Below are 23,400 nucleotides of genomic sequence, written 5' to 3'. Positions count from 1 at the left end.
CGGCTCCGTACCGGAGCGGCCTGGCAGAGTGGGTGTATGCCCAATCGTCTGAGCGACGCGACCAGCCCGTACCTGTTGCAGCACGCCGACAATCCGGTGGAGTGGTGGCCCTGGGGTGAGGAGGCCTTCGCCGAGGCCCGCCGCCGCGACGTGCCCGTCCTGATCTCGGTCGGCTACGCGGCCTGCCACTGGTGCCACGTCATGGCCCACGAATCCTTCGAGGATCCGGCCACCGCGAGCCTGATGAACTCCCTGTTCGTCAACGTGAAGGTCGACCGTGAGGAACGCCCCGACGTCGACGCCGTCTACATGGAGGCGACCCAGGCGATGACCGGTCAGGGCGGCTGGCCCATGACCGTGTTCGCCTCGCCCGACGGCGCGCCCTTCTACTGCGGTACCTACTTTCCCAGGGATCACTTCCGGCGCCTGCTCGAAGGCGTGGCCGCCGCGTGGCGTGACAAGCGCGCGGACCTCCTCGACCAGGGCAGGCGGGTGGTGGAGGCGCTCGGCGCCCCCCGCCGACTGGCCGCCTCTCCGCCGCCGACCGCGGCCGACCTGGACCTGGCGGTCCAGGGGCTGATCCGCGACTACGACACCGCCAACAGCGGGTTCGGCGACGAACCGAAGTTCCCGCCGTCGATGCTGCTGTCGTTCCTCACCGCGCAGCACGAGCGGACCTTCCCCTTCCAGACCGCCGACGAGCCCACGCCGGCGGCGCTCATGGCGGGCGGGACGGCGGTGGCCATGGCGCGGGGAGGGATCTACGACCAGATCGGCGGGGGGTTCGCGCGCTACTCGGTGGACCGGGGTTGGGTGGTCCCCCACTTCGAGAAGATGCTCTACGACAACGCCCTTCTCCTGCGCGCCTACGTACGGTTGAGCCGACGACCTTCGGGGACGGATCCGGCCGCCGACACGGAACGCGCCCTGCTGTTGCGGGCGGCCCAGGAGACGGCCGACTGGATGCTGCGCGACCTGCGCACCCCCGAGGGCGGGTTCGCCTCGGCCCTGGACGCCGACAGTGAGGGGGAGGAGGGCGTCTACTACGTGTGGACGCCGGCCGAACTGCGCGAGGTCCTGGGGGACGAGGACGGGGCCTGGGCGGCCGCGCTGTTCGGGGTGACCGAGGAGGGGACCTTCGAACGGGGAGCCTCGGTGCTCCAGCTGCGGGTCGACCCCGACGACGTCGAGCGCTACGACCGGGTGCGGGCCGCCCTGTCGGCCGCGCGGGCCGAGCGGGTGCCGCCCGCCCGGGACGACAAGGTGGTCGCCGCCTGGAACGGGCTGGCGATCGCGGCCCTGGCCGAGGCGGGTGCCCTGCTGGGCCGCCCGGGGTGGATCAACGCGGCCCGTGACGCCGCGGATCTGGTCCTCGACGTGCATCTGCGTTACGGGCGTCTGGTGCGGACCTCGCGTGACGGCCGTCCTGGGCCGAGCGCCGGCGTCCTGGAGGACTACGCGGATCTGGCCGAGGGGCTGATCGCACTCCACGGTGTCACCGGCGAGGCCCGTTACGTGCGCGAGGCCGGTGGTCTGCTGGACACGGTGCTGGAGCGCTTCGGCGACGGCGAGGGCGGGTTCTACGACACGGCCGACGACGCCGAGAGGCTCTTCAGCCGACCTCAGGATCCGACGGACAACGCCACCCCCTCCGGTCGCTTCGCCGCCGCGTCCGCGTTGCTGTCCTACGCCGCGCTCACGGGAAGCGAACGGCATCGGGCCGCGGCCGAGGGGGCGCTGTCGGTGGTCCCCCTGCTGGCCGAGAAGGCGCCTCGTTTCGCGGGATGGGGGCTGGCCACGGGTGAGGCGTTGCTCACCGGTCCGCGCGCCGTCGCGGTGGTCGGCGAACCGGGCTCTCGGGAGACCGAGGAGCTGGTGCGCACCGTTCTGCGCTGGGCCCCGCTGGGCACGGTCCTGTCCCAGGGTGACGGCAGGGACAGCGGTGGCGTGCCACTGTTGGAGCACCGGGTGCCGATCGACGGCCGGGCCACCGCCTACGTGTGCGAGGGCTTCACCTGCAAGCTCCCGGTCACCACCTCCGAGGAGCTGGTCCGACAGCTCATCGGTTGATCCCCGTTCCGCTGCCGGTCGCTCCAGGAAGGGGCGGCCGGCAGCGGCCTTCTCACCCTCGGTCGGTGGGGGCGAGGGTGAACCGATCGAGGAGCTCCTCCGCGGCCGAGGGGCTCGCGACCCTGCCCCGGTCCAGGACCAGACGATGGTCCGCGGCCCGGATCTCCTCGGGGTCGTGTGTGGCGTGGACGACGGTCACGCCCTCGGCGGCGACCTCGGCGATGGTCGCGCGCATCCGTTCTCCCGCCTCGTGGTCCAGCCCCGTCGAGGGCTCGTCGAGTAGCAGCAGGTCCGTCTCCTGGGCCAGCCCTTGGGCGAGCAGGGCCCTTCGGCGTTGACCGCCGGACAGTTCTCCCAGTCTGCGTCCGGCGAGGTCGGCGATGCCGGTCCGTTCCAGGCAGCGGTCGATCACGGCGCGGTCGTGACGGTTCAGGGGACGCCAGAACCCACGATGCGCCCAGCGACCCATGGCCACTGTGGCGCGCACGGTCAGGGGCAGGGAGTCGGGGGCGGCTCCGCGCTGCACCACGAAGGCGGGACGGACCCTCCGGCGCGGGGTCACGGTGCCCGTCCTGGGGGAGAGCGTTCCGGCAAGGACGCCGAGCAGGGTGGACTTTCCGGAGCCGTTGGACCCCACCAGCGCGGTGACGGCCCCCTCCGGGATCTCGGCGTCGATCCCTCTGAGGACGTCCCCCTCCCCGTATCCCGCGCGCAGATCGTTCAGCATCACATCGACCACCCCTTTCGTCCTTTTTCGACCCTACTTGGAAACGATAATGGTTTTCGTTGTAGTGTGTCGCATCATGGAAGCACTGATCGAGCCCTTCGGGGTCGTCTTCGTCCAGCGCGCGCTGTGGGCCGGGGTCCTGGTCTCGGCGATCTGCGCCATCGCGGGCACCTGGGTGGTCCTGCGGGGCATGGCGTTCCTCGGGGACGCGATGTCCCACGGCATGCTGCCCGGAGTGGCCCTGGCCTCCCTCCTCGGACAGAGCCTGTTCCTGGGGGCCGCGCTGGCGGCGGGCGCCATGGCCGCGGGGATCACGGCACTGGGGCGTTCCCGCCGTCTCTCCCAGGACACGAGCATCGGTCTGCTGTTCGTGGGGATGCTCTCCGTGGGGGTGATCCTGGTCTCCCACTCGGCGTCCTTCGCCGTCGACCTCACCGCCTTCCTCTTCGGAGACGTCCTGGCCGTCCGGGAACGGGACCTGCTCCACCTGGGACTCTCACTGGCCGTGGCACTCGTGGTCGCGACACTCGGCCACCGGGCCTTCCTGGCTCTGGCCTTCGACCCGCGTAAGGCGCACACCCTGGGCCTGGCCCCACGGGTCGCGCACGCCGTCCTGCTCGGTCTGGTCACCCTCGCCGTGGTCGCCTCCTTCCACGTCGTCGGCACCCTGCTGGTGTTCGGACTCCTCATCGCCCCGCCCGCGGCGGCCCTGTACTGGGCGCGGAGCGTGCCGACGATCATGCTCGGCGCCACGGCCTTCGGCGCCACCGCCACCGTCCTCGGCCTGCTCGTCTCCTGGCATTGGGAGACCGCGGCCGGGGCGACCATCACCGCGACGGCGGTGCTCCTCTTCTTCGCCTCGGCCTCCACCGCGGCGCTCCGGCGACGGGCCGTACCCCGGAGAACCTTTCGACCCCCCGAACCCGCCCACCGAAGTGAAGAGAGGTCGGTGACCCCTTGAGACAGGACAGGACCACCACGATCGCGGGGGCCGTCGGGCTGTGCGCCCTGCTCCTGGCCGGATGCTCCGGCCCGGACCCCGGAACGGACGTCGACGAGACCGAGGAGACACCCCATGGCCACATCGAAGGGGCCGAAGAGCTCTCCGAACCCCACTACCGCCTCGTCGTCGCCGACACGGAGACCGGAGAGGTCGGCCTTCTGGACCTGATCACCGAGGAGACGACCGCTTTCGAAGGGACGTCGGGGGTCGACGGGATATCGGGGGACGGCCGCTTCGCCTACCTCCACGCCTCCGGACGGGAGACCCTCGACATCCTCGACAGTGGTGTGTGGACCGTGGACCACGGCGACCACAAGCACTACTACCGGACCGAGAGCGGCCCCGTCGGCTCGGTGGACGCCCCCGCCTCCCCTCTGGTGATCACCGACACCGCGCTGACCTCGCTGGCCGGCCCGGACGGCGCCTCCTCGCTGTTGGACCGCTCCGGGCTGGAGGAGGGCACGGTCGAGGAGATCGTCCCCGACCTGACCGGGAACGCCGTGGTCCTGCCCTACGCCGGACGGCTGATCGTGATCGAGGACGGCTCCGTGCGCGTCCACGAGCGTGACGGCTCCCCCTTGGAGGAATCGGAGTCGACCTGCGTCGATCCGAACGGCGCGGCCGTCACCCGCAGGGGCCTCGTGGTCGGTTGTGAGGAGGGCACCCTCCACATCACCGAGGAGGACGGGGCCCCGATCGCCGAGACGCTCGCCCACCCGGAGGAGGGCCGGTCCGAAGCGCTGCGCCACCGTCCCGGCTCCGCGGTCCTGGCGACCGTCTCCACCGAAGGGGACCTCTGGGTCCTCGACCTGGCCGCGGCCGAATGGCGGGCGTTCGAGGCCCACGACGTGGTGGACGCGGTGGCGATCGGGGAGGGCGCCCCCGTCCTGGTCCTGGAAGGGGACGGGACCCTGCGCTCAGTGGACCCGGAGACGGGGGAGGAGGACGCCTCCGTCCACCTCTTGGACGAGGTGGACACGGCCCACCCGCCCGCCCTCCAGGTCGACGCCGGTCGCGCCTACGTCAACGACGCGCACGCCGGCCTCGTCCACGAGATCGACCACGGCGACGACCTGCGCGTGGCCCGCTCCCTCGATCCGGGCGTCACCCCGGACCTCATGGTCGAGACGGGATGGTGAGCCCCGTGAACACGTCCTTCGCGCCACGTGGGCGCGCGTTCTCGGCCGCGGCCGCCCTGGGACTGGTCCTCGCCCTCACCTCGTGCACCGGAGACGACGACGGTACGGGGATCGTGGTGACCACCAACATCCTCGGCGACGTCACCCGGGAGATCGTCGACGACGAGGCCGAGATCACCGTGCTGATGAAGCCCGGCGCCGACCCGCACTCCTTCGGGATCTCCGCCCGGGAGGCGGCGATCCTGGAGAACGCCGACCTGGTCGTCCACAACGGGCTCGGCCTGGAGGAGGGGATCGCGCGCAACGTCGCCGCGGCGGAGGAGGCCGGGGTGCCGACCCTGGAGGTCGCGGCGGAGGTCGATCCGCTCCCCTACACCTCCGATGCGGACGAGGGGTCGCCCGACCCGCACTTCTGGACCGACCCGGTCCGAATGCTCACGGCGGTCGATCTGATCACCGAACACGTGGTCGCGGAGGTCGACGGTGTCGACGCCGAGGCGGTGCGCGCCGGGGCCGAGTCCTACGCGGCGGAGATCGAGGAGCTCGACGGGTGGATGTCCGACGAGTTCGGATCCCTGCCTGCCGAGAGCCGCCGACTCGTCACCGACCATCACGTCTTCGGCTACCTCGCCGACCGCTACGACTTCGAGGTCATCGGGGCGGTCGTCCCCGGCGGCACCACGCTGGCCTCGCCCAGCTCCGCCGACCTCAAGGACCTGTCCGACGCCGTCGCCGAGGCGGGCGTCTCGGCGGTCTTCTCCGATTCCTCCCAGCCCGACCGCCTGGTCACCGTCATGGCGGAGGAGGCCGGTGTGGACATCGAGGTGATCCCCCTCCACTCCGAGTCCCTCAGCGCCGAGGGAGAGGGGGCCGCCACCTACCTGGAGATGATGCGCGCCAACACCGAGGCCATCACCGACGGACTCCGTGGCGGGTGAGCCCGGTCCCGGGCTTGAACCACGTCACGCACCCCCCTGTACGGAACACGAAACGAGAAGAGAGCCGATCACCATGCGAGCGAGAAGATACGGCCGCGAAGCGGCCCTGCCCACCCTCCTGGCCGCAGGACTCCTCCTGACCGCCTGCGGTACCGGCGAGGGCGGCGACGCGGACCCGGAGGCGGCCGCCGAGGCCACCGTCACCGACCCCCTCGTCACCACCTACGACGGTGGTCTGTACGTCCTGGACGGCAGGACCCTCGACGTGGTCGAGGACATCGAACTGGAGGGCTTCAACCGGATCAACCCGGCCGGGGACGACCGGCACGTGTTCGTCTCCACCTCCGAGGGGTTCCGGCTCTTGGACGCCGCGGTGGCCGAGACGACCGACGTCCTCTTCGAGGCGGACGCCCCCGGACACGTCGTCCGTCACGCGGGCCGGACGGTGCTGTTCGCCGACGGAACCGGTGAGGTCACCGCCTTCGACACCGACGCGCTCGGGGCGGGACACCCCGAGGACGTCGAGGTGTACACGACGGAGGAGGCGCACCACGGGGTGGCCGTCGAATTGGAGGACGGAGGGCTTCTGGTGACCCTCGGGAACGAGGAGGAGCGGGTCGGCGCGATCGTCCTGGACGCCGACCGCGAGGAGATCGCCCGCAGCGAGGACTGCCCCGGGGTGCACGGGGAGAGCGCGGCGCGCGGTGGGGTCGTCGCCATCGGCTGTGAGGACGGGGCCCTGATCTATCGGGACGGCGCCTTCACCAAGGTCGAGGCCCCCGACGACTACGGGCGTATCGGCAACCAGGCCGGATCCGATCACTCCACCGTCATCCTGGGCGACTACAAGACCGACCCCGACGCCGAACTCGAACGCCCCGAGCGGGTCGCCCTGATCGACACCGAGAGCGCCGAGCTGAGCCTGGTCGACCTGCCCTCCAGCTACACGTTCCGCTCCCTTGGGCGGGGCCCGGAGGGGGAGGCGCTGGTCCTGGGCACCGACGGCGCGCTGCACGTCATCGACCCGGAGAAGGGCGAGATCACCGAGAGCGTCGAACTGATCGACCCCTGGGAGGAGCCCCTGGAATGGCAGGAGCCCCGACCGGCCCTGTTCGTCCGCGGTGACACCGCCTACGTGAGCGATCCCGCCACCCGTGCGATCCACGCCGTGGACCTGCCCACCGGCGAGGTCACCGCCTCGGTCACCCTGGACGAGGAGCCCAACGAACTGAGCGGGGTCGCACCTTGATCCAGAGCGAGCCCTCCTACCGGAGCCGTACGCCGGCGATGATCTCGTCGACGAGGTCGGGCCGATAGTCGGGTTGGCGGATCTCCAGGTACACGGTCCTGGGGGTGCCCGGCGGGTGGACGGCGGCGGCGGTGAAGGCGCCGCCGTTGCAGTCGGGCCACTCCCAGAGGCCGCCCTCCCAATGGGGGGTGTCGACCATGCGTTCCTCGGGCGGCTTCGGACAGGGGTCGGTGTCGGCGACGTTGCGCAGGTCGGGGGCGCCGGGGACCACGGTGGCGTACACCCCGTAGGAGGGGACGTCGGTGTTGTGCCATTCGTCGGCACCGGTGGCCACGAGGAGCCCGGGGCCCGCTCCGGCCTCGGCGGCCGCGGGGCGGGCCTCCTGGTCGGTGTGGAACTCGCGCGCCCATGCCGTGGGCACGTCCACACGGAGTTCCTGGTCGGCGTAGCGGACCGTGGACAGGGAGACCCCGGGCACGCCGAGCGAGGTGGTGAGCCCGAGCGCGAGCAGGCCGCAGACGGCGGTGAGGGCCCCGGCCCTCGGCCAGGGCATGCGGTAGCGCTGCCACCAGGGGATGTCCTGCGGTAGATCGCTGGACATACGGATCGCCCTGACCCGGTCGGTGAAGGTCTTGGCGTCGGCGGGGCGGCTCTCCCGGTCCACGGACAGGGCGGAGAGGATCAGTTCGTCGAGCGCCGGAGGAAGACCTGGCCGGATGCGGCCAGGTGCGATCCGCACAGGGGGGCGTGAGGGAGGTCTCCCCGTGATGAGTTCGTAGGCGACGGCGCCCAGCGAGTACACATCGGAGCGAACGTCCAGGTCACCACCGGGCATGCTCTGCTCGGGGGACATGTAGCCGGGTGTGCCCGCGGCGGCGGTGAACCCGGAGGCCTCGTCGATGGACTTGGCGAAGCCCAGGTCGGCGACGAGCACGCGTTGGCCCACGGGAGAGGACTGTAGGAGGACGTTGGAGGGTTTGATGTCCCGGTGGATGGTGCCGTGGTTGTGCAGGACGGTGATCCCCTGGCCGATCTCGGTCAGAAGGCGCAGTGCCTCGTCCAGGGGTAGTTGACCGCGGTGGATGAGGTCGGCGACACTGCCTTGGTCGGCGTAGGTCATCACCATGTAGGGGCGGCCGTCGGGCAGCACATCGACGTCGTGGACCGCCACCAGCCAGGTGGAATCGGTCTGTCGGAGGATGCGCGCCTCCTCCAGGAACCGGTGCTGGATGTCCATCTGGTGCGCCCAGTTCTCGGCGAGTACCTTGATGGCCACCGGATAGTTCAGCAGGTCGTCCTGGGCGAGCCAGACGGTGGCGAACGAACCGGAACCCAGGCGTCGCATGACGCGGTAGCGTCCGAAAGCCTCGGGTTGGCTCATTTCCGCCTCGGTCTGTTGGGGGTTGATACGCGTTCGTTGCCCACTAATACACCATCTGGGCCTTGGCGTTGGCTTCCGCGGATATGATCCCCTTCCCGGGTAGCGCCGACGCCTTCGGGGCATGGAGACTGGAAGACCCCCCTTTCGGATACGGCCGTTCCGTGGCAACGGAGTGGGCGGTGTCATGCGTAGTGACGGATCCGAGCGGGGTTCGTAGACGTCCAACCGACGTGTGACCCTCTCGAACGTGGGAGCGAGACGCGCCCGCGTGGACGGCCGGACGTCTGTCGTAAGCCAGGAAGAGACGAACCATGCGCAGTAGTGATCATTCGGACCACGAGGAGACCCCCGCCGCACCCCGACGCAGGGTGGCGAGCAACGTCGACGAGGAGCTGGAAGAGCTCGCGCGACGGGCCAGGGACGGCGACGCCGCCGCCCTGGACGACCTGCTGCGTCGCATCCAGCCCGAGGTGCTGCGTCGCTGCGCCCGGTTCCTTCCCTACCGTCAGGACGCCGAGGAGGCCTGCCAGGACGCGTTGCTGCGGGTGGCCCGCAAGATCGACAGCTTCAAGGGCGACTCGCTGTTCACCACGTGGCTGTACACGGTGGTGTCCAACTCCGCGCGGCAGACCTACCGCTCCATGAAGCGTCGCTCCGCCGAGTTCCCGACCGAGGCCGAGCGCATGCCGCACCAGCGCGACCCTCGGACCACCAGTGTCATCGCGGGCTCCCGGATCGACCTGCTGGAGGCCCTGGAACAGTTGGAGAAGGACCGCCCCAACCTGGTGGCCCCCCTGGTCCTGCGCGACCTGTGCCAGATGGACTACAACGAGATCGCCTCCGAACTGGATCTGGCCTTGGGCACGGTCAAGTCCCGGATCCATCAGGGGCGCAAGCACGTGCGTAAATCGCTGGCCGTGACGTAGACCTTCCAGGCGAACTACTCTGGACCCATCCCCGTCGGCACATCCGTCACTGGAGTGCGCCGTCCTTTGATCCAGCTCTGAGAGGTTTCGCCAATGGGGCTCCGTGACCCCCTGTACTGGCTGTACGAACGGCGTCTGGAACGCAGTCTGACCAGCCAGGAGATTCCCAGGCACGTCGGTGTCGCCATGGACGGCAATCGGCGCTGGGCCAAGAGCAGTGGTCTTCCGGGCGCCGAGCAGGGGCATCAGGCCGGTGCGAACAAGATCTTCGAACTGCTGCGGTGGTGCGACGAGGTCGGTGTGCAGGTGGTCACTCTGTGGATGCTGTCCACGGACAACCTGACCCGTGACGAGGCCGAACTCGGCCCGCTCGTCCGCATCATCGAGCAGACCATCGCCCGGTTGCGAGACGAGGGGTGGAACACGCGACCCGTCGGCGCTCTGGACGTCCTGCCCGATTCGACCGCCCGCGCCTTGAAAGAGGCGGAAGAGGCCACATCCGGCAACCCCGGCCTGGTTGTCAACGTCGCCGTCGGGTATGGGGGTAGACGTGAGATCGCTGACGCGGTTCGGTCTCTCCTCCAAGAGGAGGCGGCCAAGGGCACCGATATCCAGGAGCTGGCGGAGCGCCTGGACATCGAGGACATCGCTCGGCATCTCTACACGCGCGGACAGCCCGATCCGGACCTGCTCATCCGCACCTCGGGTGAACAGCGTCTCTCGGGTTTCATGCTGTGGCAGAGCGTGCACTCGGAGTTCTACTTCTGCGAGGTCTTCTGGCCCGCGTTCCGCAGGGTGGACTTCCTGCGTGCACTGCGCTCCTACGGCGCGCGCAATCGGCGCTTCGGCTCCTGAGCTCCGGCTCCCTTTCTCTCTCCGACCCTCGCTCGTGGGGATCGTCGTGTCCGTCGACGACGGGCCCGTCACACGAAGTTCACCGGGGGGCCGGTTCGGGATCTGGAAAACGGGCTCTCGGGCGCGTAGCGTCGATGAAAGCGGGTGGTGTTCGTCCACCCGTTCGGGAGGCCCCATCTCATTGATCTCCGGCTGTACTGCGGAACATCGACGAGGAGGGCCGGACCCGGCCCTCATGGGGCGGGTCCCGGTCCTCCATGATCCCGTGACAGCAGGGCACCCTCGTGGTGCCCAAGGGGAGAACGAGTGGCTAGTTCCTCGACCGATCGCCGTGACACCCAGCCCCCGGCCGTCCCCGAGACGACCGAGGGGACGCGCGTCTATGTGCTCGACACCAGTGTCCTGCTCGCCGACCCGTTGGCCATGACCCGCTTCGCCGAGCATGAGGTCGTCATCCCCGTGGTGGTGATCACCGAACTGGAGAGCAAGCGTCACCACCCGGAACTCGGGTATTTCGCCCGCGGCGCGCTGCGACTCCTGGACGATCTCCGGGTGGTCCACGGCCGTCTGGACGTCGCCGTACCGGTGAACGACCAGGGCGGCACGCTCCGGGTGGAGCTCAACCACAGCGATCCGGCGATCCTTCCGGCGGGCTTCCGGCTCGGCGACAACGACACCCGGATCCTGACGGTGGCCCGCAACCTTCGGGAGGAGCGGACGGAGGAGGACTCCGTCGTCCTGGTCAGCAAGGATCTGCCGATGCGGATCAAGGCCTCGTCGATCGGTCTGGTGGCCGACGAGTATCGGGCCGAGCTCGCCATCGAGCACGGCTGGACCGGTATGGCCGAGCTGGACGTGCCCGCCGCCGACATCCAGGAGTTGTTCTCCGACGGTGAGAGCGAGATCGAGGAGGCCAAGGAGCTGCCCTGCCACACCGGGCTGGTGCTCGTCTCCGACCAGGGGCGCGCCCTGGGTCGGGTCCAGGCGGACAAGTCGGTGAAGGTGGTGCGGGGCGACCGGGACGTCTTCGGTCTCAAGGGACGCAGCGCCGAGCAGCGGATCGCCCTGGATCTGCTCGCCGACCCCGACGTCGGCATCGTCTCCCTGGGCGGTCGCGCCGGTACGGGCAAGTCCGCCCTGGCCCTGTGCGCCGGCCTGGACGCCGTGCTGGAGCGTGGCCGCCACCGCAAGGTGATGGTGTTCCGCCCGCTGTACGCCGTGGGCGGTCAGGAACTGGGCTACCTGCCCGGGAGCGAGAACGACAAGATGACGCCCTGGGGTCAGGCGGTGCACGACACCCTGTCGGCCGTGACCAGTGAGGACGTCATCGAGGAGATCGTGGACCGGGGGATGTTGGAGGTCCTTCCGCTCACGCACATCCGAGGTCGTTCGCTGCACGACGCGTTCGTGATCGTGGACGAGGCCCAGTCGCTGGAGCGCGGGGTCCTGTTGACGGTGCTCTCCCGGCTGGGCGAGAACTCCCGGGTGGTGCTCACCCACGACATCGCCCAGCGCGACAACCTGCGTGTGGGCAGGCACGACGGTGTGGTCGCGGTCATCGAGAAGCTCAAGGGCCACCCTCTGTTCGCGCACGTCACCCTGACCAGGTCCGAGCGTTCTCCGATCGCCGCCCTGGTCACCGAGATGCTGGAGAACTGACCCTCGTCCCCGAGGTCCCCTGAACGACCGGTCCCCGACCCCGACGACGTACGTGGCCCCTCCACCCCGCCGGTGGAGGGGCCACGCCCCTTGTCAGCGGAGGCGTCCGAGGTAGTGCCCGGCCCGGCGCAGCCGGTTCAGCCCGGCCTCGTAACGTGCTCCGACGAAGAGCAGCAGTAGACCGATCACGGCGATCGGCACCCAGTTGGGCATCGCCCGGGTCAGATCCCACAGCGGAGGGCCGAAGGCGCGCAGCGAGACGAGGAACACCCCGGTCGCTCCGATCAGCAGGGGAGCGAGCAGCCGGGCGCGCATGCCCCACAGGGCCATGGCCAGGCCGACGGCCAGGGCAGCGGGCACCCGCCATTCCATCCCATCGCCGTCGAGAGCCGACAGCACCGTGGGCAAAAGGAGCAGGACGAGCCCGCCGCCGTGGGTCAGGAGGCTCGACACGGGCCTCTCGGCGCGGCGCGACCATTCGTGGCCGATGGCCACGAAGGCGAGCGCCGGAGGGACCGTGTACGCCTCGGGAACGGAGACGTCCCAGGCGTACAGCACGGTCCACAGCGCGCAGAGCATCAGGATCCCGCCGACCGCGGCCGTCCATCGGCGGTCGGGGTGGAGGGCGCGGGCCAGGGCCAGCACGCCGACCACCGCCAGGGAGGTCGCCATCACCTCGGGGCGGGTGCCGAAGACGAGGGCCGTGCCGAGGGCGAGCGCCGCCCACACGGCGGCGGGGATCTCGGTCGCCTCCAAGAGAGGGGAGGCCAGGCGCGGGGCCGCGGCGACGAAGGCGGCGACCACCAGGAGCGGACCGAAGGCCGCGTATTCGACCGATACGTCCAAGGTCAGGAGTAGGCCGAGGGCGAAGGCCCCGGTGGCGAAGGTCGCCGTGGCGGTGGAGGCGACGGCGATCGCCCGGGTACGGGCGAGGGCGGCGGACACGGAGGCGGCGACCGCGACCACCAACAGGACCCCCACGGTGGAGTAACGCTCCGACAGGGCCCAACTCGTCGCGAGCAGCAGGGTGAAGGCGCCGGCGGTCCACGGCACCAGGGCTACCCCGACCCGGCGGATCGGCCCGGCGCAGATCATCGACACCGATCCGACCAGCAGGGTCCACACCAGGGCGACCACGAAGGGCAGCCCCAGAGCGAAGGGCAACGGGACGAGGACACCCGGGGCGAGCAGTGCGGCGGCCCGGAGCAGCGGCCTCCGGTACACCAGCGCGACCACGAGCAGGGCCACCGTGCCGGAGATCAACGCTCCGAGAGCCACGGCCGGGCCCGCCGCCGTGGAGTCGGGGAGCCCCACGAACTCGTGGGCCGGGTGGGTCAGGGCCTCGACCGGTGCCCCGTAGAGCGGGAAGGAGCGGGAGAGGAAGGCCACGACGGGGGCGCCGGGCGGCCCGACCACCAGGGGGAGCGACGTCAGCAGGGCCAGCCCGACGACTTCGAACACGTCGCGTCGCCCGGACCCCTCGGCCTTCGAGGAGGGGGCGGCGCGGAGCGGGGCTCCGGCGAGGACGAGGACGGTCACGGCCAGAAGGACGAGTACGGCCCCCAGAAGCCACCACTGGTCCGGAGCCCGGCCGGCCTCGATCCGGATCCCGACCAGGTGGACGAGGCCCATGACCAGGGCCGTACCCCAGGTCAGGGCGGTTCCCAGAAGCAGAGAGGGCACCGAGTGGGGGCGGCGTCCGGCGTATCGACGCGCTCCGAGGGCGCAGATCATCGCGGTGAGGGCGACGATCACCAGGACGGTGAGGGTCGTGTACCGCTCGGGCAGGGCCCAGACGAGGCCCGCCACCAGGGTCAGGGCGCCGGTGATCGGCGCGACGAGGCCGGACCGGCCGGGCAGTACGGCGGACAGCAGCACCAGTCCACCGCCGAGCACCGCCGCCCCCACCGCGACCACGGACTGGGAGGCCCCCGCCAACAGGGGGAGGGGCAGGAGGGTCACCGGGGCCAGGAGCACGGCGAGGACGGGCAGGGCCCGTCGGTGCGTGCTCCACAGCACGCCCAGGGCCAGGAGCGCGGCCACCGGGATCGCGATCAGGTGGGGCAGGCTCGCCGGGGGCAGGAGGTCGACCGCCCGGTCTCCGAAGGAGAGTGCGACGGCGGGCTCGGCCATGTCGGAGAGGGACAGGCCTCCGGGGGAGGAGATCGTTCGGGGCAGGGCCGGAAGGATCGGCGGTCCCGCGGCGAGGGGGACCAGGGTCAGGGTGGCCAGGCCCGCAGGTAGGTGCCAGGAGAGGGGGGAGACGGGCTCCGTTCTCGGTCGGGCCAGGAGAAGGACGGCCGCCCCGGCCGGGAGCAGGGCCGCCACGAGGCCCCACCCGTGCCAGGGGTCGAACCGTTCGAAGGTGAGCAGGGCCAGAGTCGGGACGACCAGGAGAAGGGTGAGCGTCCACATCGCGATGGCGGCCGCGCGCAGAGTGCGGAGCGGTGCCCCCGGGTGTGCGGGACCGAGGAGGCGCAGGACGACGGCGTCGGCGAGCGCGGTGGCGGAGATCGAGGCGAGGATCCAGGCCGGGGACGAGGAGGTGTCGACGGGCAGGGCCAGCACCAGGAGGAGCGGGATCGGCTGGGCGAACAGGGCGATCAGCACCGACGGGGAGCGAAGGGGGACGAGCCGTCGGTAGAGCGCCAGGAGCGAGCCGATCACCGCGAGGGCGGCGGCCGTGTAACCGGCGGTGTTGGTGAGGCCGTCGGTGTGGAACCACAGGGCCAACGCGTCCAGGCAGAGCAGGCCGGCGGCCACGATGCCGAAGGTCTCGGCGGTGGAGCGCAGGCCGCGCCGGTACAGCGGCGGGGCGGGGAGGGCGAAGGCCAGGGTGATGGCTCCGAGCACGGTGGCCCGGGCCCCGGTCCCCATCGTGCTCCAGTTCCAGACGACGAAGACGAGCGCCGCGACACCGATGAGGAGGGCTCCGAGCCCGAGGATGACGTTCTGGGCCGAGTCGCGGACGCGACCGCCGGACGGGGCGCCTCCGGGCATCGGCGGTGGCCCCTGCGGGACGGGGGAGAGCCCCATGGCGGGGGCCTCGGACGGAAGGGGCCGCTCCGAGGAGCGTGCCGCCCCGGCTCCGACGGACGATTCCCGGCGCAGTCGCTCCAGGACACGGGGGCGTTCGGCGAGGAGGGTGTCTCGGCGTCGGTCCAGCGAGACCAGTTCCGCGTCGATCCACCACAGACGCTGCGCCGTGGGCCCTACGAGGGAGAGCGCGCAGTGCGGGCAGGCGTGGGCCGAGGGCGCGAGGGCGATACGGCAGTCGGGACACTGGGGACCCGCCCCGGGCGGCCACGGGGTTCCTTCGGCGTTCATACGGTTCATCCTGGGCGTCCCGCCCGTGCGGGCACATCCGTACGGGTACTCAGACGGCGGACGCGGCCCGGGGTCACTCCGGGGGGAGAGACGTGACACAGACCTGTCCGGACATGATCACCCCTTGACCCTTCGTGTCTCTTCGCAGGTCAGAGCGGTGAAATAACCGTACATTCCGTGATGTGATTCAGGACACGGTAAAAACGGCGTTACTTTACCGTGACGATGGTGCAGGCTGAATGCGCTGCACCGAGCAACCCCCTCCCGTGTGGGTGCCCCACCCCGTGGTCGGTCGAACGGTCGAAACCGTCCCCTCCACGGCAGGTCGTCGAGGGCCACGCGGTCCGACGCGGCGACCCACACCACGCGCATTCCCCGAGCGGGACACGCGTGTGTCAACGTGAAAGGGCGATCTTGCTACTCAACCGCATCTCCTGGCGCCAGATGAGCGCCGTCGGTGCCGCCGCGCTGGTCGCGGGCGGCATGTTCACGGTCTCCGCCTTCGCGCAGACCGACGACGGTCTCGACCCGGAGAGGGCGGCCTCCACGGCGGCCCTCCCGGATCTCCAAAGCCCCGAGGCGGTGGACCTCTCGGACGACTTCTTCGCGAGCCCCTCTCCACAGGACGAGCGGGACCGCGAGGACCGGCGTGAGGAGGCCAGGGAGCGCTCCGGCGCGGCGGTCGCGGCCGCGGCGTCGTCGGGAAGCGGAACGGGGAGCGGGATCGCCGAGCCGGAACCCGAGCCCGACCCGGAACCGGATCCCGAGCCCGCCGAGAGCACCTCCACCGCCTCGTCGGCTCCCTCCGGTTCCTCCTCGGGCGGTTCGGCCCCCTCCGGCTCCGCGAAGGAGATCGCGTTGCAGATGGTGCTCGACCAGGGGTGGGACTCCGACCAGTTCTACGGATGCCTGGAACCGCTGTGGGAGAAGGAGAGCAACTGGAACGCCTCGGCCCAGAACCCGAGCTCCGGTGCCTACGGCATCCCGCAGTCGCTTCCCGGCAGCAAGATGGCCTCCCACGGCTCTGATTGGCAGACCAATCCGGCCACGCAGATCGCCTGGGGCATCGACTACATCAAGGGGCGTTATGGGACCCCTTGCGGTGCTTGGTCACACTCGCAGTCCGTCGGCTGGTATTAATAGGTTTTTCCCTGCCCTAAACCCCCTTTTGGGAAAGGCAAACGTGCTACTCAACCGTATGTCGCTGCGCAGTACCGCAGTGGTCGGTGCGGCGACCCTGGTCGCCGGCGCGACGTTCGCCGTCTCCGCCTTCGCGGACGACGGTCTGGACCCGGACGCCGCCACCAACGCGGCCACCGTCCCCACGTCCGAGGAACCCGCCACCGACACGGAGATCCGAGACGGTGACGAAGATTTCTTCGCCTCCGAGGAGTTGAGCGAGGACGAGCTCGCGGACCTGCGCGCCCAGGCCCAGGATCAGCGTGACTCGGCTCGAGGTGGAGGGGTGCTCAGCACCTCCGCCACCGGAAGCTCGATCCAGGAGGAAGAGGAGGAGGAAGAGGAGGAGTCCGACGAGGACGGAGGGTCCACCACGCCCCCGCCCAGCGGCGACCCCAAGGGCATCGCGTTGCAGATGGTGCTCGATCAGGGTTGGGGCGAGGACCAGTTCTCCGGCTGCCTCGAGCCGCTGTGGGAGAAGGAGAGCAACTGGAACCCCTCGGCCCAGAACCCGAGCTCCGGTGCCTACGGCATCCCGCAGTCGCTTCCCGGCAGCAAGATGGCCACGCACGGCTCCGACTGGCAGACCAACCCCGCCACGCAGATCGCCTGGGGCATCGACTACATCAAGGGGCGCTACGGCACCCCCTGTGACGCCTGGGCCCACTCCCAGTCCGTCGGCTGGTACTAGGTCGTGTTTTTTGGATCATTCCGCGCTCGCGTGGCCGGGCTTCCTCTCGCGGCGCCGACGTCGCTCGGACAGCCGAACCCGGGCGGGCCCCCGCTGTGCGATCCTGCGGAGCCTGCGTAGCAGGGCACAGTAGGGGCACCTTCGCTCGTCGTCTGGCGAGAGATCGCCCGGCTGCCGCTCGCCACGGATCGGCTCCGCCGATGCCGAACGAAAGCACCCAGAAAACACTCCCTAGTACCGGTCACGACCCCCGGATCCTCGTAGGAGGACCGAACACGAACGGCCCCGTGCGGAATCACTCCGCACGGGGCCGTTCCCCGTTCGAGGGAAGGTCAGCGGACCGGGGAGAAGGTCTCGATGATGTCCTCGGGGATGTTGTCGAAGTCCCCCTCCTCGGAACGCGGCACATTGACCGTGACGAGGTAGAACATCCGGTGGTCTCCACGCTCCTCGACGGCCGCGTAGGCCCAGAAACGGCGTTCGGGATCGTTCCAGGTGTCGTTCACCAGGTCGGCCTCGACGTAGGCCACGTCCAGCCCGGCCAGGCCGTCGGAGAAGTCCTCCCGGTCGAAGTCCTCGGTGTCGAGGACCTCGTAGTCCCGGGTCTGTTCACCGTCGATGTCGGTGCCGGCGCGGCTCTGGTCCAGGAATTCGGCGCCGGTCCCGGTGAACTCCGTCTCCTCCCAGCCCTCCACCGTGATCTGGTGCTCCATGCCCGGGGCGACGAAGGTCGCGAAGGGCTCGTCGATCGCCTCGTTGGTGACCGTCCACCCGCCGGGGTAGGAGATCGAGAACCAGTCGGAGGTGTAGGGCTGGAGATCGTCGTCGTCGTACTGGGGCGGGGTCCCCTCGATCTCGATGGGCGCGTCCTGCTCACCACCGCCGTCACGCTCCCGGGGAGCGATGGTGTCCTCCGCGGAGAGGTCGCCACCGGCCTCTTCGCCCCCGACGAGCACTCCGATGACACCGAGACCCATCACCATCAGCAGGGCCGCGGCGGCGATGGAGAGCAGGGCGATCAACGGACCCTTGGAGGAGCGACGCCTCGGGACCGGACCGGAGGGGTGGCCCGCGGAACGGTGGCCGACCGGGGGAGGGCCGCCCATGTGACCCGCGCCGCCGGCTCCGGGGTAGGGGCCCTGGGCGTAGTATCCGGCGCCACCGGGGTGGCCGCCGCTGGGGGCATGGAGAGAGGGATGGGGCGTGGGGGATTCGACATGACCGAAACCCCCGGCCGCCATGGCGCCGGTCGGCCCACTGGACCCGCCACCGGCACGGCACCGCTCGAGCAGCTCCAGCGCCCGCTCCACGGTGAGTCTGCGGTCGGGGTCGCGTTCCAGCAGACCCGAGATCACCGGCTCCAGCCATCCGGCCCTCGTCATCGGGGGCAGCGGGGCGGAGATCACCGCGGCGATCGCCGCCGTGATGGAGTCCCGGTGGAAGGGGGACGATCCCTCCACCGCCGAGTACAGGGTCACACCGATGCTCCACAGGTCGCCCCGGTGTTCGGCCGGTCCGCCCTCCAGGCGCTCGGGGGGCATGTACTCGGGGGAACCGATCAGGGCGCCGGTCCGCGTGATGCTCGGCCCGCCCTCGATCGTGGCGATGCCGAAGTCGGTGAGGATGACCCTGCCATCGGAGGACATCATGATGTTGCCGGGCTTGATGTCACGGTGCAGGACGCCCGCGTTGTTCGCCGCTCGCACCGCCTTCAACAGGGACTCGGCGATGTCGGCGACCCGTTCCGGGGGGAGCGTGCCCTCTCGGGCCAACAGGTCCTGGAGGGAACCGCCCTCCACGAGCTCCATCACGACCCAGGGGTTGTTCTCGTAGTCGAAGACGTCGTGGATGGTGATGACCGTGGGGTGGGAGACCCGCGCCGCGGAGCGGGCCTCTCGACGCACACGAGCGTGCGCGTCGTCGCGCTCGGCGTCGGTGAAGTGGCCGGGGAGGAGCACCTGTTTGATCGCCACGACGCGGTCAAGGGCGGTGTCGTGCGCCTCCCAGACAATGCCCATGCCACCGCGTCCGAGCTCTCGGCGGAGCACGTAACGGTCGGCGATGGGGCGTTCGCTGTAACTCGACATCTGTCGCCCTCTCGAAGCGGGCTCTGTGCTGGGTGTTCTGGCAAGGATGTCCGATGTGCCCGACCGGCGAAAGGTTCCCGCGGACAAGAGGACGGAACCGAACCGGTACACAGCAGGGGGCACCCCGCGTGCGCGGGGCGCCCCAAGAGGAGTCCGTGGACGGCCTACCGGGAGTTGGTCATCTTCAGGACGTCGAGGGCGGCGTCGAGCTGCTCCTCGGTGAGCTTGCCGTCCTCGATGTAACCACGCTCGACGACCACCTCGCGGATGGTCTTCTTCTCGGCCAGCGACTGCTTGGCGACCTTGGCCGCCTCCTCGTAGCCGATGTAGCGGTTGAGCGGGGTGACGATGGACGGGGAGGACTCCGCGTAGACGCGGCACTGCTCCTCGTTGGCCACGATCCCCGACACACAGCGGTCGGCGAAGACCGTCGAGACGTTGGCCAGCAGACGGATCGACTCCAGCACGTTGCGGGCGATCATCGGCAGCTGGACGTTGAGCTCGAAGTTGCCCGAGGCACCGCCGAAGGCCACCGCGGCGTCGTTGCCGACGACCTGGGAGGAGACCTGGAGCATGGCCTCGCACAGCACCGGGTTGACCTTGCCCGGCATGATCGAGGAGCCCGGCTGTAGGTCGGGCAGGAAGATCTCGGACAGGCCGGTGGTCGGGCCCGAGCCCATCCAGCGGATGTCGTTGGCGATCTTGCAGAAGCCGACGGCGATGGTCCGGAGCTGACCGGAGAGCTCGACCAGACCGTCGCGGGCGCCCTGCGCCTCGAAGTGGTCGCGGGCCTCGGTCAGCGGCAGGCCGGTGTTGGCGGCGATCTCGGCGATGACCCGGGCGGAGAAGCCCTCAGGGGTGTTGATGCCGGTGCCGACGGCGGTACCGCCGAGGGGCAGCTCGGCCACGCGCGGCAGGACGGCCTCGAGACGCTCGACACCGTAGCGGACCTGGGCGGCGAACCCGGCGAACTCCTGACCCAGGGTGACCGGGGTGGCGTCCATCAGGTGCGTGCGGCCGCTCTTGACGATGGAGGCGAACTCGACCGACTTGCGGGTGAGTTCCCCCTCCAGGTGCCGCAGCGCCGGGATCAGCTCGTTCTGCACGGCCGAGGTGGCGGCGATGTGGATGGAGGACGGGAACACGTCGTTGGACGACTGGGAGGCGTTGACGTGGTCGTTCGGGTGAACGTCCAGGCCGGTGCGCTCCTTGGCGACCGTGGCCACGACCTCGTTGGTGTTCATGTTGCTGGAGGTGCCCGAACCGGTCTGGAAGACGTCGATCGGGAACTCGTCGTTCCACTTGCCTTCGGCCACCTCGAGGGCGGCCTCGCGCACGGCCTCGCCGAGCTCGTCGGAGATCACGCCGAGTTCGGCGTTGACCTTGGCCGCGGCGGCCTTGATCTGGCCGAGGGCGGCGATGTGGGCGTTCTCCAGCCCCTGGCCCGAGATCGGGAAGTTCTCGACGGCACGCTGGGTCTGGGCCCGCCACTTGGCCGACGCCGGGACCTTGACCTCACCCATCGAATCGTGCTCGATACGGAACTCACTCATTGCAACCCAACTCTCCTGGGAAAACCTGTGACTAAAGCCTGCCAGACGCACGAGAGCACATCGCACCTCACCCGGCCTTCACGGTGTTGCGCACGTCATGTCGGCGTGTGAGCGCGTCCCTCCCCCCGGACGTGGGACCTCGACGAACGGCCGCGATCCCCGCCCGCTCGCGCGCTCTCGGCGGACGGGCGGGCCCGCCCCGAGGAGCGGGCCCGCGAGATCTCACAGACGCGTCAGAAGAGACCGGGTCAGAGCCGGATCGGACAGCGGTCGCACCGCCAACCGGACCAGGGCCCGGACGTTGTCGTCCCCGGCGACCCGGTTGGTGCCGAGCCCACCGCACGAGACGCAGCGATGGACCAGCATCCACTCGCCGTCCGAGCGCGCCGTCATCCCCACGGCCGTCATACGGCCACCGCAACCGGCCGACCGATCCCCGGGGAGCCGGCCGTCCACATGACGGCTGGTCAGACAGTTCGGACAGTGGTTGCGATGCGCGGTCCCCGGCGCGCGTGTGGACACGTCGAGTCGGCACTCCAGACAGCGGAAGGACTCCGCGGTCGGTCCGTGACGACGGCCCCGATCCCCGTGAGAACGCAGGGAGGTCTTGGGACGCTGAGGGCGCCTTCCTCCCCGGTCGGAACGTCGGCCCACGCTCACACCTCCCCGAGGAGTTCGAGCGGGAACGGCGGTTCCGCCAGTGGCCGTACGGCGATGCGCATGAGTACGAGACGGTTGTCGTCGGAGGCGACGTCCCCTTCGGAGAGCCCGTCACAGTGGGCACAACGATGGACGAGCCGCCAACGATCGTGATCGGAGACGACGGCGATCGGCCCCATGGGGCCACCGCAGTCGGAGCGTCCGCCCGAGCGCCGTTCGTGGACGTGGCGGCCGGTCAGACAGCTCGGGCAGTGGTCGCGTTCCGCCCCGTCCGGGGAGAGGACGGAGACGGAGGTGCCACAGCGTAGACAGGTGAAGGTGGACGTGTCGGCGATGCCGAAGGTGGGGTCGGTGTTGGACACCCGGAGACTCCTTGCCGAAGGATGAGAGGTTCATCAGCAAGAGCGCCGAGCGGGACTCGACGGAGGACGGTGCTCCGTTCAGCCGATCCGGAGGGTCCGGGACGGGCGGAGGACCGTGTTGTCATGAGGCGCGCTCGGCGCGTTCCGGGGCATACCCACCTGTCCTGATGTTCGTGGTCCGACCGTTCGACGGTAGCCGGGGAGCGGAGACCGGGGCAACGGGTTTTCCGGGGGACGGAGCGCGGCCCCGTTCCGGAACGAGTCCGTGAACGGGGCCGCGAGGGTGTCGGGATCGACCGACACCGAGGGAGCGCCTCGGATCAGACGAGGCCTCGACGCCTACGGGACAGGTGCAGCGCGCCGGCCCCCGCGGCCATCAGCGCGATGGCGGTGGCGAACAGGGCGGTGACGGCGGTACCGGTGGAGGCGAGGGCCTCCTCACCGGCGGCGTGGGCGCCGTGTCCGTCGGAGGCCGTGTCGGCGGTCCCCGCGTCCTCGGAGTCGGCGGTGGTCGCGGCGTGGTCGTGGTCGAGGTCCTCGTAGGCCGTGAGGTCCACGTCGAAGGCCTCGGTCTGCGCCGCCGGCATCACGGTGGCGTTCGTGCCTCCGAAGGTGACGTCGGAGCAGGTGTAGAACGCCTCGGGGCTGTCGGTGCGCTGCCAGATCGTGTAGATCAGGTGCTCACCGCTCTTCTCGGGCAGGCGGGCGGTCATCGTGTAGGTGCCGTTCTCGGCGACCGGCTGGTCGTCGATCGCGAAGGGCTCCGGCTCCAGCTCGTCCCAGGTGAGCGGGGTGCTCGGGTCCCAGTCGTCGGTGGTCACGTAGTACTCGATGTAGCCGGCGTGGGGGACGGCGGCGGTGTACTCGAAGGTGTAGTCGGCTCCGGAGGGCAACGGGGTGACGGCGGTGCTCGCCCAGTCGCCGGGGTTGTCCAGGGCCGAGTACTTGTCCCGGCCCGCGCTGCACAGCTGGCCGTCGGGGATGATCTCCCGGTGGCGTCCGTCGGCGTTGGCGAGGTTGACCTCGTGCCAGTCGTAGAGAGGCTGGGTGCCGTTCTCCTCGACGAGCCGGACGCACATCTCGGACTGCGGGGTCTCGGGGCCTTCGGCGTAGCAGGCGGCGATCCGGCTGATCGGGTCGCCGAGGGTGCCGTGGGCGGCGGCCGGGGTGACGGCCAGACCGGTGACGGCCACCGGAACGGCGGCCAGGACGGCGGCGGAGCGTGCGAGTCGTCCGAACCTCATCAGGGGGTTCTCCTCAAGTCATGGACAAGCGGGGGCACCGCGCGGGTCGCGAACCCGCGCGGTCGTCCGGGCTGGAGGGACGACCTTTCGGGCAGCCCGGTGGCACGGGGCCCACGGGGGTTCCAGCCCGCCCGAAAGGTATGGGTGGTGACTATTACAGAGATGTTGGTGAAAGGGAAGGTTTCCTGGAATAAAAGGCCGTGGCCTGCGGGGTTGACGAGTGATCCAGGCAACAGTAAGGTTTGTTTTCGGTTGATGGTGGATCACCCTGCCGAACAGGACCGATCCATGAGAAAACGTCTTCACCCTCCGTGTCCGCTTTATGCTCCGAGGCTCCCGGAAAGCGTTAT

The 23,400-nt window shown here is 70.2% G+C and carries 18 protein-coding genes; 10 read left to right on the top strand and 8 right to left on the bottom strand.

Annotation, left to right across the window (positions count from 1 at the left end; all coding sequences use genetic code 11):
- Positions 1-36: 36 nt before the first annotated feature.
- On the top strand, positions 37-2,070 hold the full coding sequence (locus D451_RS0120720; protein ID WP_017535839.1) for a thioredoxin domain-containing protein: 2,034 nt from the start codon (positions 37-39) through the stop codon (positions 2,068-2,070).
- A gap of 52 nt (positions 2,071-2,122) precedes the next feature.
- Here D451_RS0120720 and aztA read toward each other — a convergent pair whose 3' ends face one another.
- Positions 2,123-2,800, bottom strand: coding sequence for a zinc ABC transporter ATP-binding protein AztA (gene aztA, locus D451_RS26750; protein ID WP_051067481.1), 678 nt, complete (start codon positions 2,798-2,800; stop codon positions 2,123-2,125).
- Between the two features lie 73 nt (positions 2,801-2,873).
- Here aztA and aztB point away from each other — a divergent pair, with 73 nt between their 5' ends.
- From aztB to aztD, 4 genes are all read left to right on the top strand, one after another.
- Positions 2,874-3,758, top strand: coding sequence for a zinc ABC transporter permease AztB (gene aztB, locus D451_RS0120710; protein WP_014908196.1), 885 nt, complete (start codon positions 2,874-2,876; stop codon positions 3,756-3,758).
- Positions 3,755-4,939, top strand: a complete 1,185-nt coding sequence (locus D451_RS0120705) for a hypothetical protein (protein WP_017535837.1) — start codon at positions 3,755-3,757, stop codon at positions 4,937-4,939. The genes aztB and D451_RS0120705 overlap by 4 nt, the downstream gene beginning before the upstream one ends.
- The gene (aztC, locus tag D451_RS0120700) at positions 4,933-5,877 is read left to right on the top strand and encodes a zinc ABC transporter substrate-binding protein AztC (protein WP_017535836.1); all 945 of its coding nucleotides are present in this window, start codon (positions 4,933-4,935) and stop codon (positions 5,875-5,877) included. Before D451_RS0120705 ends, aztC begins: the two co-directional genes overlap by 7 nt.
- Positions 5,878-5,950: 73 nt before the next feature.
- Positions 5,951-7,126, top strand: a complete 1,176-nt coding sequence (gene aztD, locus D451_RS0120695) for a zinc metallochaperone AztD (RefSeq protein ID WP_017535835.1) — start codon at positions 5,951-5,953, stop codon at positions 7,124-7,126.
- Positions 7,127-7,142: 16 nt separating this feature from the next.
- On the opposite strand, the gene D451_RS0120690 is transcribed toward aztD, so the two are convergent.
- The gene (locus tag D451_RS0120690; protein WP_017535834.1) at positions 7,143-8,507 is read right to left on the bottom strand and encodes a serine/threonine-protein kinase; all 1,365 of its coding nucleotides are present in this window, start codon (positions 8,505-8,507) and stop codon (positions 7,143-7,145) included.
- A gap of 311 nt (positions 8,508-8,818) precedes the next feature.
- Here D451_RS0120690 and D451_RS0120685 point away from each other — a divergent pair, with 311 nt between their 5' ends.
- From D451_RS0120685 to D451_RS0120675, 3 genes are all read left to right on the top strand, one after another.
- Positions 8,819-9,433, top strand: coding sequence for an RNA polymerase sigma factor (locus tag D451_RS0120685; RefSeq protein ID WP_014908249.1), 615 nt, complete (start codon positions 8,819-8,821; stop codon positions 9,431-9,433).
- A gap of 93 nt (positions 9,434-9,526) precedes the next feature.
- Positions 9,527-10,288, top strand: coding sequence for an isoprenyl transferase (locus tag D451_RS0120680; protein WP_014910910.1), 762 nt, complete (start codon positions 9,527-9,529; stop codon positions 10,286-10,288).
- A gap of 306 nt (positions 10,289-10,594) precedes the next feature.
- The gene (locus D451_RS0120675) at positions 10,595-11,947 is read left to right on the top strand and encodes a PhoH family protein (protein WP_014910017.1); all 1,353 of its coding nucleotides are present in this window, start codon (positions 10,595-10,597) and stop codon (positions 11,945-11,947) included.
- Positions 11,948-12,040: 93 nt separating this feature from the next.
- Here D451_RS0120675 and D451_RS0120670 read toward each other — a convergent pair whose 3' ends face one another.
- Positions 12,041-15,274 carry an SCO7613 C-terminal domain-containing membrane protein gene (locus D451_RS0120670; protein WP_017535833.1) on the bottom strand — a complete coding sequence of 1,078 codons (3,234 nt, stop codon included), beginning with the start codon at positions 15,272-15,274 and terminating at the stop codon, positions 12,041-12,043.
- 414 nt (positions 15,275-15,688) lie between these two features.
- Here D451_RS0120670 and D451_RS0120665 point away from each other — a divergent pair, with 414 nt between their 5' ends.
- Complete coding sequence (locus D451_RS0120665) at positions 15,689-16,414, top strand: aggregation-promoting factor C-terminal-like domain-containing protein (protein ID WP_017535832.1); 726 nt, start codon at positions 15,689-15,691, stop codon at positions 16,412-16,414.
- 43 nt (positions 16,415-16,457) lie between these two features.
- Positions 16,458-17,144 (top strand): aggregation-promoting factor C-terminal-like domain-containing protein, encoded by a 687-nt coding sequence (locus D451_RS0120660; protein ID WP_017535831.1) that lies wholly within the window; start codon positions 16,458-16,460, stop codon positions 17,142-17,144.
- A 332-nt stretch (positions 17,145-17,476) separates the two neighbouring features.
- On the opposite strand, the gene D451_RS0120655 is transcribed toward D451_RS0120660, so the two are convergent.
- The 5 genes from D451_RS0120655 to D451_RS0120635 form a co-directional block, all read right to left on the bottom strand.
- Complete coding sequence (locus D451_RS0120655) at positions 17,477-19,231, bottom strand: serine/threonine-protein kinase (protein ID WP_026125234.1); 1,755 nt, start codon at positions 19,229-19,231, stop codon at positions 17,477-17,479.
- Positions 19,232-19,395: 164 nt separating this feature from the next.
- Positions 19,396-20,784 carry a class II fumarate hydratase gene (locus D451_RS0120650; RefSeq protein ID WP_014913620.1) on the bottom strand — a complete coding sequence of 463 codons (1,389 nt, stop codon included), beginning with the start codon at positions 20,782-20,784 and terminating at the stop codon, positions 19,396-19,398.
- 222 nt (positions 20,785-21,006) lie between these two features.
- Entirely contained in the window at positions 21,007-21,438 is a 432-nt protein-coding gene (locus D451_RS0120645) for an RNHCP domain-containing protein (protein WP_017535830.1), read from the bottom strand.
- Positions 21,439-21,440: 2 nt separating this feature from the next.
- Positions 21,441-21,806 (bottom strand): RNHCP domain-containing protein, encoded by a 366-nt coding sequence (locus D451_RS0120640; RefSeq protein WP_014912565.1) that lies wholly within the window; start codon positions 21,804-21,806, stop codon positions 21,441-21,443.
- A 320-nt stretch (positions 21,807-22,126) separates the two neighbouring features.
- The gene (locus D451_RS0120635) at positions 22,127-23,050 is read right to left on the bottom strand and encodes a lytic polysaccharide monooxygenase auxiliary activity family 9 protein (RefSeq protein WP_017535829.1); all 924 of its coding nucleotides are present in this window, start codon (positions 23,048-23,050) and stop codon (positions 22,127-22,129) included.
- Positions 23,051-23,400: the final 350 nt, after the last annotated feature.

Origin of the sequence: Nocardiopsis alba DSM 43377, assembly GCF_000341225.1 — a bacterium.
In the GTDB taxonomy this organism is placed as follows: domain Bacteria; phylum Actinomycetota; class Actinomycetes; order Streptosporangiales; family Streptosporangiaceae; genus Nocardiopsis; species Nocardiopsis alba.
This window is presented reverse-complemented; position numbering and strand designations above follow the sequence as displayed.

Bases quoted from the DNA above. Each gene is read 5' to 3' on its own strand.
- D451_RS0120655 (WP_026125234.1), bottom strand. From the start codon at position 19,231: ATGTCGAGTTACAGCGAACGCCCCATCGCCGACCGTTACGTGCTCCGC.
- D451_RS0120685 (WP_014908249.1), top strand. From the start codon at position 8,819: ATGCGCAGTAGTGATCATTCGGACCACGAGGAGACCCCCGCCGCACCC.
- aztC (WP_017535836.1), top strand. From the start codon at position 4,933: ATGGTGAGCCCCGTGAACACGTCCTTCGCGCCACGTGGGCGCGCGTTC.
- aztD (WP_017535835.1), top strand. From the start codon at position 5,951: ATGCGAGCGAGAAGATACGGCCGCGAAGCGGCCCTGCCCACCCTCCTG.
- aztB (WP_014908196.1), top strand. From the start codon at position 2,874: ATGGAAGCACTGATCGAGCCCTTCGGGGTCGTCTTCGTCCAGCGCGCG.
- D451_RS0120650 (WP_014913620.1), bottom strand. From the start codon at position 20,784: ATGAGTGAGTTCCGTATCGAGCACGATTCGATGGGTGAGGTCAAGGTC.
- D451_RS0120635 (WP_017535829.1), bottom strand. From the start codon at position 23,050: ATGAGGTTCGGACGACTCGCACGCTCCGCCGCCGTCCTGGCCGCCGTT.
- D451_RS0120690 (WP_017535834.1), bottom strand. From the start codon at position 8,507: ATGAGCCAACCCGAGGCTTTCGGACGCTACCGCGTCATGCGACGCCTG.
- D451_RS0120670 (WP_017535833.1), bottom strand. From the start codon at position 15,274: ATGAACGCCGAAGGAACCCCGTGGCCGCCCGGGGCGGGTCCCCAGTGT.
- D451_RS0120720 (WP_017535839.1), top strand. From the start codon at position 37: ATGCCCAATCGTCTGAGCGACGCGACCAGCCCGTACCTGTTGCAGCAC.
- D451_RS0120680 (WP_014910910.1), top strand. From the start codon at position 9,527: ATGGGGCTCCGTGACCCCCTGTACTGGCTGTACGAACGGCGTCTGGAA.